General features: G+C 44.4%; 10 protein-coding genes and 1 pseudogene. 2 read left to right on the top strand and 9 right to left on the bottom strand.

Annotated elements, in window-relative coordinates; genetic code table 11:
* Positions 1-11 precede the first annotated feature (11 nt).
* The 4 genes from kdsA to rfaE1 all read right to left on the bottom strand — a co-directional run bounded on the left by kdsA (position 12) and on the right by rfaE1 (position 4,088).
* Complete coding sequence (gene kdsA / locus LEP1GSC194_RS07825; RefSeq protein WP_020773163.1) at positions 12-875, bottom strand: 3-deoxy-8-phosphooctulonate synthase; 864 nt, start codon at positions 873-875, stop codon at positions 12-14.
* Between the two features lie 2 nt (positions 876-877).
* Positions 878-2,494 (bottom strand): CTP synthase, encoded by a 1,617-nt coding sequence (locus LEP1GSC194_RS07820; RefSeq protein WP_036041771.1) that lies wholly within the window; start codon positions 2,492-2,494, stop codon positions 878-880.
* Between the two features lie 101 nt (positions 2,495-2,595).
* Positions 2,596-3,072, bottom strand: coding sequence for a D-glycero-beta-D-manno-heptose 1-phosphate adenylyltransferase (rfaE2, locus tag LEP1GSC194_RS07815; RefSeq protein WP_017810118.1), 477 nt, complete (start codon positions 3,070-3,072; stop codon positions 2,596-2,598).
* Between the two features lie 2 nt (positions 3,073-3,074).
* Positions 3,075-4,088 (bottom strand): D-glycero-beta-D-manno-heptose-7-phosphate kinase, encoded by a 1,014-nt coding sequence (gene rfaE1 / locus LEP1GSC194_RS07810; protein WP_017810117.1) that lies wholly within the window; start codon positions 4,086-4,088, stop codon positions 3,075-3,077.
* 54 nt (positions 4,089-4,142) lie between these two features.
* Here rfaE1 and LEP1GSC194_RS07805 point away from each other — a divergent pair, with 54 nt between their 5' ends.
* Positions 4,143-4,766 (top strand): LON peptidase substrate-binding domain-containing protein, encoded by a 624-nt coding sequence (locus LEP1GSC194_RS07805; RefSeq protein WP_081605060.1) that lies wholly within the window; start codon positions 4,143-4,145, stop codon positions 4,764-4,766.
* Between the two features lie 289 nt (positions 4,767-5,055).
* Here LEP1GSC194_RS07805 and LEP1GSC194_RS07800 read toward each other — a convergent pair whose 3' ends face one another.
* From LEP1GSC194_RS07800 to LEP1GSC194_RS22575, 4 genes and pseudogenes are all read right to left on the bottom strand, one after another.
* Entirely contained in the window at positions 5,056-6,327 is a 1,272-nt protein-coding gene (locus LEP1GSC194_RS07800; RefSeq protein WP_020773105.1) for a C40 family peptidase, read from the bottom strand.
* A 48-nt stretch (positions 6,328-6,375) separates the two neighbouring features.
* On the bottom strand, positions 6,376-7,680 hold the full coding sequence (locus tag LEP1GSC194_RS07795) for a peptide MFS transporter (protein ID WP_020773165.1): 1,305 nt from the start codon (positions 7,678-7,680) through the stop codon (positions 6,376-6,378).
* Positions 7,656-8,207, bottom strand: a complete 552-nt coding sequence (locus tag LEP1GSC194_RS07790; RefSeq protein ID WP_020773088.1) for a cob(I)yrinic acid a,c-diamide adenosyltransferase — start codon at positions 8,205-8,207, stop codon at positions 7,656-7,658. The genes LEP1GSC194_RS07795 and LEP1GSC194_RS07790 overlap by 25 nt, the downstream gene beginning before the upstream one ends.
* Positions 8,185-8,481, bottom strand: a pseudogene (locus tag LEP1GSC194_RS22575) (hypothetical protein); the annotation flags it as partial. The pseudogene LEP1GSC194_RS22575 and the gene LEP1GSC194_RS07790, both read right to left, overlap by 23 nt.
* A gap of 62 nt (positions 8,482-8,543) precedes the next feature.
* Here LEP1GSC194_RS22575 and LEP1GSC194_RS07785 point away from each other — a divergent pair.
* A complete protein-coding gene (locus LEP1GSC194_RS07785; protein WP_036041769.1) occupies positions 8,544-9,395 on the top strand; it encodes a flagellin N-terminal helical domain-containing protein in 852 nt (283 codons plus the stop codon).
* A 615-nt stretch (positions 9,396-10,010) separates the two neighbouring features.
* Here the strand turns inward: LEP1GSC194_RS07785 and LEP1GSC194_RS07780 are convergent.
* Entirely contained in the window at positions 10,011-10,859 is an 849-nt protein-coding gene (locus tag LEP1GSC194_RS07780; protein WP_002176528.1) for a flagellin N-terminal helical domain-containing protein, read from the bottom strand.
* Between the last annotated feature and the right edge of the window lie 278 nt (positions 10,860-11,137).

Genomic DNA, 11,137 nt, shown 5'->3' with positions numbered 1-11,137 from the left:
GACAAACCCGATTACGACCGATTTCTGGAAACGAGAATCTCTTTTTTAACGTAACGATCCAGGCCGATCATTTCTTTTAGAAGACTTTTGATCCCGGAAAGAGGATACTGAGTCGTCGCATCCGAAAGGGCCTTTTCCGGATCGGGATGTACTTCCATAAAAATTCCTTCGATCCCGAGCGAAACCGCGGAACGAAGGATACTCGGAATGAATTCCCTTTGTCCTCCGGTGCTGTTTCCCGCGGCTCCCGGAAGTTGCGCGGAATGAGTCGCGTCGAACACGAGAGGAATGTCGAATCCGTGAATGATCGGAACGGCCCTACCGTCGAAAATCAAATTTCCGTAACCGAACGAAGTTCCCCTTTCCGTAACGAGTAACTTATCGTTTCCGGACTCTTTCATTTTTACCGCGATATGACGCGTATCTGCCGGTGCGAGGAACTGACCTTTTTTTACGTTCACCCATCTTCCCGTTTTAGCGGACTGAGCGATTAGATCGGTTTGTCTGCATAAAAAAGCGGGGATTTGATAGATATCGATCACGTCTTTTAAAGGAGCGATCTGATTCGTTTCATGAATGTCGGTAAGAACTGGAACGTTGTACTTATTTTTAATATATTCCAAATTCTTAATGCCTTCCGCGAGCCCCGGACCCCGATAGGAATTTACAGAGGAACGATTGGCCTTGTCGAAACTACTTTTGAAAACATAAGGAATTTTTAATTCTGTGCAGATTTCGATCATCTCCGCGCAGACCCGATCCAATAGATCCCGATTTTCCATCACACAGGGACCGGAGATCAGGAAAAAAGGTTCGTCTCCTCCGATCTTACTTCCGTTTAAAAAATCCCTCTTTGTACAGGTGTTGTCTATCATGTTTATCCTTTCTTTAAGTATTTCACGGCGGCTCGGATAAATCCAGCGAATAAAGGATGAGGCGCCGTCGGTTTGGATTGAAATTCGGGATGGAACTGAACACCGACGAACCAGTTGTGTCGGGGTATCTCCACGATCTCCACGAGGTTGTTGTCCGGCGAAGTACCCGCGACGATCATTCCATTTTCTTCATATTGTTTTCTATAACGATTGGTGAATTCGAATCTATGTCTGTGACGTTCGTGTATGAGTTCCGATTTGTATTCCGCAAAGGCAAGAGTATCTTTTTTGATCTTACACGGATAGGAGCCGAGTCTCATCGTTCCGCCCATCTGCTTGATATCGTTTTGTTCTTCCAAAAGGGAAATCACCGGATGTTCGGTGTCGGGTCTGATTTCGGTGGAGTTTGCATCCTTAAGACCAAGAACGTTTCTTCCGTACTCGACTACGGCGCATTGCATTCCGAGACAAATTCCAAAAAACGGAATTCCCTTGGTTCTTGCGTACTCGATCGCGAGAATTTTTCCTTCGATTCCACGATCTCCGAAACCGCCCGGAACTAAAATTCCGTGTACGTTTTTTAACAAATCGGCAAAGTTATCCTTGTTCAAATTCTCCGGATCGATTTTGACGAATTCCACTTTGGTATCGTTTGCGATTCCTCCGTGGGAAAGACTTTCATAAATGGAACGATATGCGTCTTGTAAGGAGATGTATTTTCCGACAACGGCTACTTGAACGGTTTGTTTTGTGGTGAGTAAACTTTTCACCATCATATCCCATTCGGAGAAGTTCGATTCTCGGAGTTCCATTCCCATCGTCTTGAGAACGACTTCGTCGAGTTTTTCTTCCTTATACATCTTGGGGATTTCGTAGATGGAAGTGGAGATATCGTTTGCGGAGATTACGTTCTCCTCTTTGACGTTACAAAAGAGAGAGAGTTTATTTTTCATCTCCTTGGTCATGGGTTGAGAAACCCTACAAACCAAAATGTCCGGTTGGATTCCGAGTCCGAGTAATTCTTTGACGGAGTGTTGTGTCGGTTTTGTCTTTGCTTCTCCGGCGGCGGTGATGGTAGGAACCAACGTTAAGTGTACGAACAACACGTTGGAACTTCCGTGTTCGTAACGCATCTGACGAATCGCTTCTAAAAACGGAATCGATTCGATATCACCCACGGTCCCTCCGATTTCAACGATGATAAAATCCGGATTTTCTTCTCTCGCTACGATGTACATCCGGTTTCGGATTTCGTTCGTGATATGAGGAACCACCTGAACCGTACGACCCAAGTAATCTCCCTTTCTTTCTCTTTGAATGACCGTGTTATAAATCTGACCGGTGGATACGGAATTTTTTCGGGTCAATTTGGAATGAGTAAAACGTTCGTAATAACCGAGATCCAAATCGGTTTCGGCTCCGTCGGCGGTTACGTAAACTTCTCCGTGTTGATAGGGGCTCATGGTTCCCGGATCGATATTGATGTACGGGTCCATCTTTTGGAGGGAGACCGTATATCCTCTGCTTTCCAACAAACAACCCAGGGCCGCGACCGTGACTCCCTTTCCAAGTGAGGAACTCACCCCTCCGGTAACAAAGATAAACTTAGTTCTCGACAAATTGTATTCCCGCCTTTTAAGAACAGGTTTTTTAGTGTTTCTTGAAATTCAAACCGGAATTTCCGAGAATTCTGTCTCTAAAAAAATAGAGGGACTTCGTTTTAGAGTTTCAGGATTTTCTGGATGAGAAGCGAGGTGGATTTTCCGGGAACAAAAGGTAAAATTTGGACTTCACCGCCGAATTCGCGGATCATCGGAGTTTCGGGGAGGTCTTCCGCCTTGTAATCCCCCCCTTTTACATGAATCGCAGGTTTGACCAAACGAATCAAGTCGAGAGGAGTATCCTGAGGGAATATCGTGACCGCGTCGACAAATCTCAGATTGGAAAGAAGAACCGCTCTGTCCTCTTCGCAGACCACGGGCCTTTGTTCGCCCTTTAGACGTTTTACGGAAGAATCCGAGTTCAGTCCGACCCAAAGAAAATCACCGAGTTCTCGAGCTTGGGAAAGATACGTTATGTGTCCTTTGTGAACTAGATCGAAACAACCGTTTGTAAAAACGATCTTTCGATCCTTTCGAACCCGGTCCGCAATCGTCGTTACGTTTTCCCAAAGAACGATATGATTATTTAAGTCCATTCTTACTTTTGAAAACTCCCCATCGATTGTAAAGAAGCGTCCAGCTCTTCGGGAGTAACGGTTTCCGCTCCGAGTTTACCGACCACAACTCCCGCAGCGGCGTTTGAGACGACGCTCGCATCCAGTTCGCTTAAACCCGCGGCGTGATAAGCGGTGTAAGCACTGATGACGGTGTCCCCCGCTCCCGTAACGTCGAAGACCTCTCTTGCGACCGTCGGAATATGATAAATTTCTTTTTGAGAAGAAAGATACAAACTCATTCCCTTTTCTCCCCTCGTAATCATGAGAGAAGGACAGGAAAGTTTTTCCGAAATTTCTTCGGCGGCTTTTAGTATGTCGGAATCGTTATCCAATTTTTTTCCGATCGCTTTACCGGCTTCGTGATGATTGGGCGTAAGAATACTCACACCTTGATAAAGAAAAAAATGACTCACCTGAGGATCCACGGTAACGATCTTTTTTTTACTCGCGCAGATTTTGGAAACTTCCCGAATGATTCTCGGAGTTAAGGTTCCCTTGTCGTAATCGGAAAGAATCACCGCGTCCGCAGAATCGATTCTTTCCAAAAAAGCGTTGAGAAGTTCGTCTTCTTCTTTTTGTGTGATGGGTTTTAATTCTTCCTTATCGATTCGACAAACTTGTTGATGTCCCGCGATCACTCTTGTTTTTAAAATCGTAGGCACGTCCTCGGATTCGATCAGAAAATTTTGATCCTTATCCGTGTTTTCATTTAAAAGAAGTTCGGAAAGACTTTTCGCCTTTTCATCCTTTCCCGCTCTTCCCAAAACGACGGACTTCACCCCTAAACTTGATAAGTTCTTCACAACGTTTCCGGCTCCGCCTAAGGTAATCTTTTCTTTACGAACCCAGACTACCGGAACGGGAGCTTCCGGTGAAATACGATTCACTTCTCCGATGAGATATTCATCCAAAATGAAATCTCCGATAACGATAATTTTTAAATTTTTAAGATGTGTCGTTGCGGTTTGAAAGATGTTTCTGTTCAGATAATACAAATTCTACCGATCCTTGGGATTTTGATTTACGGTTTCTCTCTAAGCAGTTATAGTATCCTTCCCGTGTCAATCACTACTGTCCCCATCTTTCCACTGCCGGAAATCATTCTATTTCCGGGGACATACTTGCCTCTTCATATCTTCGAACCTAGATATAGACTGATGCTCGACTATTGTATGGAATCGAACGAAGAATTGGCAATAGCTCCCATTCTTTCCACAAAGTCAAGAGCGCCTTCCAAACATCCGGAAATCGAAACCGTATTCGGTTGGGGAAAAATCATACGAAGAGATCCTCTACCCGACGGAAGATCCAATATTCTTTTGGAAGGAAAGGGAATCGCAAAACTGATCGACTACGAAACGGTGGAACCTTTCCGGGTCGCTAAAATCGAAAAGATAGAACCGAACTTCGAGTATCTAAAGGAAGAGAATTTTAAGAAGACATTCGAAAGGCTTTTGTTTCTCACGAAAAGGATTCTTCTTTCGGAGGGAGCGGGAGAAGACTTGATTTTGCGAATGAACGAACTCATGACTCATCCCTTCCCGATCGATTTTATCGCCTCCATTCTCAATTTCGAATTTTCTAAAAAACAGGAAATCCTAGTGGACCCGGACCCGATGGAAAAAATGAAAATCCTAATGGAAATCGTGGAAGAACTCAACTTGAGAGAATGAAACATTTTGAATATAGTAAGAACTTGTCCCAAAACCTGACCCCTGATTCCTATCCACTGATTTATAGTATGTGGGAACTCCCACGTTTTTAAACGAACGGTAAAACCCGGATCTCTTACGTGCCATACTGGATAAAACGGAAAAAATTTTAACCCTGACATCTGATCTCTATACACTGACTCCTAATACGCTCCTGCAAATTTCCTTTGAGGTTTTGGAACAAGTTCTAAATAATCTTAAGACCTCTTATCCGCGAATTTGTATGTATACCAATTCCCTAACGACCCGCTCATTGAACCTTTTGAAACAACCTTCTCGATGTCACATAACGGTCGATCCACCACTTCATGGAAATTTTATCGATCACCACGCCCCTCGTGGAAGAAGCGTGTGCGAATTCTTTCTCGCTGATGACGAGCCCGACGTGAGTGATCTTACTCTGATTGGGAGAGGCCGAAAAGAAAATCAAATCCCCCGCCTTTAAGCTGTCGTGTGAAACCTTTTTTCCGGAATTGGCTTGTTCTCTTCCGAGACGAGGAACTACTTTTGCGGGAACTCCCACTCTTTTGTCCGTCAAAGAACTGAACGTAAACCCGGAACAATCCACGCCTTTTTTAGAGGTCCCTCCCCAATAATAAGGAGTTCCCAACCACTCCTTGACGACGGAAAGTAAATGAGAAGAATTTAATATTTCCCATTCCGATTTTCCCGGCTGAACCGGAGCGTCCGGTTCCACATCCGGAACCAACGGAGGTTCCGGAATATTTTCCTCGAAACCGAATTTCGGTCTGTCTCCGATTACGATTTCACCCGTAGAATCCAAACTTCTGTCCAAACTTCTCGCGGATGCGATCGTGCCCGTCCAAGAATCCAAGTTTTTGCTTTTGCTTCCTTCATATAAAGACTTGAGTTGAGACAAAAGATCGGAGGCCAGCGTATAACGGTCGTTTGTCGGATTAAAAAAAATCGCCTTTCTAAAAGCGGAGTCCGTTTCCTCGAAAGGAGAAGTCGCCCCTTTGTTTGGAAAAAGACTCAACACCCTGGACGCGAGTCTGTTTTCCGGAATTCCCGCGTATTTTCCGGCAATCAACGCGCGTCCTCCCGCTAAAATCGAAAATCCGTCCCAACGAGATTTTAAGGCGGTCGATAAGAATACGTTACGCACCTCTTCACGAATTCCGGCTTTGTCCGTTTCTTTCACGAACAAGGACACCAAAACAAAATCCTTCTCGGAAAGTTTTTGTTTGGAAAGAATCGGAATCGCGTCTTCCGCCTCGGTAAAACGCATTCCGGACAGGGAAACGTAGTATTGATTTACGATCAGATCCGCAATCGTGTCTGGCGCCAAACCTTCCATAATCGCCCAGGGAATGGTGTTTTTGGTGATTTCGATCACTTTCGGATCCTTGGACCTTCCGCCTAACTTCTGAAAGACGGAATTTCGGATGAGAAGCGTCTGACCGGTTTCGAAATCCCCTTTGAGCAGATCGGAGAACGGGTCCGCAGAAACGGGAAACGGAATCCAAACAAGGATCCAAAGGATCGTCAGAATTTTAAACATCATCATCTCCTAATATAAAAAATTAAGAATGTACAAAAACTCGAATTATTACCGGTCCGCGCCGTGCATCCAGACCTGAATTTTTTTTCGAGCAAGATAAAGAACAACACCTCCGGCAAACGCAAGCGCCGCAAACATTCCGAAAAACTTAGGAAAACTGTCCGTTCTCATAAGACCCGCCAATTCTCCGGCGAGAATGTTGCCGAAAAAACTGGAAAGAAACCAGACCCCCATCATAAAACCTCCGAGATGCTTGGGAGCCAGCTTCGTAACCAAAGCGAGCCCTCCGGGAGAAGTGAATAATTCTCCGACCGTGATACAAACGACCATCAAAAGGAGCCATAACGCGGAAATTTTATACCCAAGCCTAAAGTCAAGAGTGACTAACGTTAAGATCAAAAAGCCAAAAGCCAAAATGAAAAAACCGGTTGCAAACCGGGTAGAAGTATCCGGTTTCCAATCTCTTTTGGAAAGCGCGGTCCAAAAGGAAGCGACAAGCGGAGCCAGAATCAAAATCAAAAGAGGATTTAAGGATTGAAAGAAAGGGGTCGGAATGTCGTAACCGAACCAGTTACGATCCACGTGACGATCGATAAAAAGATTCATGGAAGAACCGATTTGCTCGAAAACGGCCCAGAAGACGATCGCAAACGCGGTGAAGATGAGAATGACTGCGATTCTCTGTTTTTCCTCTCTCTTGAGAGGCTCCTGTCTACGCTCTTCTTCGTTATGATTTCTTTTGCCCGATTCAAATACGCGATCCGAAAATCTTTTTTGTCCGAAAAAAAAGATTAAAATCCCGAATAACACGCCGAAGGCGGCGACTCCAAAACCGTACCCCCAACCGAAAGATTCGCTGAAATAACCGCAGATCAACGGCCCAAAAAATCCGCCTAAATTGATTCCCATATAAAAGATCGTAAAACCGGAATCTTTCATGTGATTCTTATTTTCTTCTTCGTAAATTCTTCCCACGACCGTGGAGATGTTCGGTTTAAAAAAACCGACTCCGACGATGAGTAAGGCCAAACCTGAAAAGAAAAACTCTTTGGTTTCAAACGCGAGGCTCAGATGCCCGAACATCATAAGCGTAGTCCCCAAAAAAATGGATCTTTTAAAACCGAGATAACGATCCGCGAGATAACCGCCGATGAGCGGAGTTAAATAAACAAGTCCCGTATAAATTCCATAGATTCGATTTGCGTTCGGATCGGAAAAATGAAATACCTTTGTGAGGAATAACACGAGTAAGGCGCGCATTCCGTAAAAACTGAATCTTTCCCAGGTTTCGGTTAAGAACAAAACCCAGAGTCCTTTCGGATGAGAACTCACGCCTTGGCTCTTGAGGTCCATAAGGGTTCCTGAATATTCTCTTCAAAGTTTGCAAAACGCGCGGCTACGAAAAAGTAATCGGACAATCGATTGATAAAAATCAAAGGAGGAGAAAGAATTTCAAGACCTTCTTCCTTGAATCTGACCATGTCGCGCTCCAAGCGTCTCGCCACCGTTCTGGAAATATGTAAAAAGGAAGAAGCCTTGGTTCCGCCCGGAAGGATGAACTTTTTCAGAGGTTCCAATTTCTCCTGCATTTGATCGATTTGGTTTTCTAAAAACGTAATATCCGTTTCTAAGATGCAGGATCCTTCCTTGGGTCTAAAACCGGCCAACTCCGATCCCAATTCAAAAAGAAGGTTTTGGATCGTTTGCAAGGGAGGACGCAGATTTGAATTTTGCGGTAAAAAAGATTGAACGACACCGATTGTCGAATTGAGTTCGTCGGCCGTTCCGTACAATTCCACCCTTCGATCGGACTTTGGAACCTTGACACCGGTCGCCAGGGAAGTCTGTCCGAAATCCCCTTTCTTTGTATAGATTTTCATAATTCTCTAAGTTTTAAATCGTCCCATTTTCTTAAAAAAGGGACAAAATACGATCAAAACAATGAGAACGGACAATGGAAAAAGAAAAGGACTTTTTTTATAAACTGAAGGAAAAGAGTTGCTTTCAGAAACAGTTTTTGTTAATATTTTGACAAAAGTTTCCTAAACTAAGATTCGGCTCCCTCCGCAGAATACTTTAGGAAAAAAATATAAAAACTTTCACCCCCGTTCCAAAAACAGAGTGAAGGTTCGCAGTGGAAAAACAAAGGCAGATCTTCTCTGCCCCAAACTTCGGCCCGGACGGATCCGGGTAACAGATACAGGGAGGTTGTGACAATGATCATCAATCACAACATAAGCGCACTCCGTACAAATAATGTACTCAAGAGTGTAAATAAAGAATTGGATAAAACCATGGAGAAACTCTCCACCGGCCAGCGGATCAATCGTGCCGGGGACGATGCCCTTGGTTTTTCCATGTCGGAAAAGATGCGGACTCAGATCCGAGGTCTCGCTCAAGCAGAGCGTAACGTGATGGACGGGGTTTCCTTTATCCAAGTGACGGAAGGAACTCTGGAACAGGTAAACAACATTCTGCAGAGACTCAGGGAACTTTCCATCCAGACTTCAAACGGAATTTATTCCAATGACGATCGCAAACTGGTGCAACTGGAAGTGGATCAATTGATCGAGGAAGTGGATCGGATCGGAAAGTCTGCTGAATTCAACCGAATCAAACCTCTTTCTGGGGACCATTCCAAACAATCCAACAAACCGATTCAACTGCAAGTGGGACCGAATCAAAATGAGAAGCTGGATGTTTTTATCGATTCGATGAACGCAACCGGTTTACAGTTGATGACAAACGGAAAAAAACAAGCTCTCTCCTCTCCCGCCAGCGCGAACGCGATGATCGGAATTTTGGACAACGCGATCACAAAGGTAAACCAACAAAGAGCGGATCTTGGCGCTTACTACAATCGTTTGGAAATCACTTCCCAAGGATTGCAGTCCAGTTACGTGAACATGGTCGCCGCTGAAAGCCGTGTGAGGGACGCGGATATGGCGGAACAAATCGTGGATTATACGAGAAACCAGATTCTCACCAAGAGCGGCTCGGCGATGCTCGCGCAGGCGAACATGAGACCCGACCAAGTGGTGAAATTGTTAAGCGACAGATTCGGCTGATCTTTTAGTTAAAGTCAAACTCTGTTTTTACAAAGCCGCTGCGGACCTCCGGGCGGTTTTTTTGTTTTAGGCAATATGGTGGAGCTTGAAAACCGTGGGTCAGATGCAAAATTTGCGGGAGTTTCTAAGGTTTTGGGACAAGCTTTTATTTTCAAAAGGTAAAGCATAAGAATATTATAAATTAGAGTTGTTGAAAAATTCCATACTTCAGATTAACAAAACTGCTTTAATCGCCCATTTCAATGAAACAGAAACAAATGAAGAATTAATTTTTCAATAACTCTATAATTCGATATTTTAGGAGGATAAAGTTGAATTTGAAACGCTGTTTGTTTCGGCTAACAAAAAGTCGGCGGTTGTTTCAATGAATTCAATTTTAATTAGAATCGTTTTTAGTCGCTACAAATTTTAAAACGGATCTTTCGGCGCATAAAACGAAAATTGTAAACGGGAACGACGTAAAAAAAGCCCGAAGATTCTTTCGAGAATAATCGGGCTTCAGAGTCGTACGGCGATTTATAACGGGAATTATAAATCCATCTTAGATATCGTTCCTTTCCGGCGATTGCTTAACTCTTCCGGCCGAAATTAAAGTCTTTCAGCCGGAAGAAACGGTTACTTCAGTAACTGGAGAACCGTTTGCGGTTTCATATTTGCCTGAGCCAACATCGCGGTAGCAGCCTGAGTCAGGATCTGATAACGCGTAAAGCTGGTCATTTGCTCGGCCATATCGGTGTCACGGATTCTGGATTCCGCAGCTTGAATGTTCTCATAAGCGTTCATGAGACCTTTTGCAGCGTGTTCCAGACGGTTGTAATACGCACCCAAGTCCGCTCTCTGTTTAGAGATGGAACGGAGCGCGTCGTCAGCCAATCCGATTACCGAGTTCGCCTTACCGGCAGTTGAAAGAGAAATGAACGTTAAAACGGTCGGGTTTCTAAGACCCAATGCCGCCGTATTCATCGTTTCAATGTAAACTCTTTCTCTTTGGTGCATGTTGGCGCCCATGTGAAACCACATACTCGCAGTCGGATTCAATCTGGCGAAAGCCCCGGTAAGGAGTTTCATCTTATTGAATTCTGCCTGAGAAGCGATTCGGTCGATCTCGTCCACCAACTGAGAAACTTCCACTTGGATCTGTTGTCTGTCTTCCTCGGTATAAATACCGTTGGCAGCTTGGACGGCCAGAACCCGGATTCTCTGAACGATTTCATGAGTTTCCTGGAGATATCCCTCGGTTGTTTGAATCAGAGACATACCATCTTCAGTGTTCATTTCCGCTCTTCTGAGACCTAAAATCTGAGTTCTCATTTTCTCGGACACTGCAAGACCGGAAGCGTCGTCACCTGCGCGGTTGATTCTCATTCCGGAGGACAATTTTTCGATGTCCTTACCCATGTTTTCGCTATTGAACTTCAACGTTCTGTGCGCGAAAATGGCACTGATATTATGGTTGATAATCATTCGGTTCCTCCTTGAATCCGATTTCCCTTAAAAAGGGGGTTATGATTTTTCAAAGGTCTTCCTTGACCTTTTCAGTGAATCCATCGACGGTCCCGTAAAATCCGATAACGGTCTTTTTTAGGAGATTCTAAAATAAAATTCGCTTCCTCGTAATGCCTACTATGTCCTGAAACGCGATCCATAGATTAGTATGATTCTTGGACGTAAGACAGCTCGAAGTGTGATATTCTTGATTCGACGGAGTCAAGAAGGCCGATGGCAGATTGATCGCTCTCTTG

The organism is Leptospira alstonii serovar Sichuan str. 79601 (assembly GCF_000347175.1).
Classification (GTDB): Bacteria; Spirochaetota; Leptospiria; order Leptospirales; family Leptospiraceae; genus Leptospira; species Leptospira alstonii.
The sequence above is the reverse complement of the archived record's forward strand: the minus strand, read 5'-3'. Positions and strand labels throughout refer to the sequence as shown.

Coding starts and splice junctions, on each gene's coding strand:
- LEP1GSC194_RS07790 (WP_020773088.1), bottom strand. CDS start 8,207: ATGAAAATCTATACAAAGAAAGGGGATTTCGGACAGACTTCCCTGGCG.
- kdsA (WP_020773163.1), bottom strand. CDS start 875: ATGATAGACAACACCTGTACAAAGAGGGATTTTTTAAACGGAAGTAAG.
- LEP1GSC194_RS07780 (WP_002176528.1), bottom strand. CDS start 10,859: ATGATTATCAACCATAATATCAGTGCCATTTTCGCGCACAGAACGTTG.
- LEP1GSC194_RS07785 (WP_036041769.1), top strand. CDS start 8,544: ATGATCATCAATCACAACATAAGCGCACTCCGTACAAATAATGTACTC.
- rfaE2 (WP_017810118.1), bottom strand. CDS start 3,072: ATGGACTTAAATAATCATATCGTTCTTTGGGAAAACGTAACGACGATT.
- LEP1GSC194_RS07800 (WP_020773105.1), bottom strand. CDS start 6,327: ATGTTTAAAATTCTGACGATCCTTTGGATCCTTGTTTGGATTCCGTTT.
- LEP1GSC194_RS07795 (WP_020773165.1), bottom strand. CDS start 7,680: ATGGACCTCAAGAGCCAAGGCGTGAGTTCTCATCCGAAAGGACTCTGG.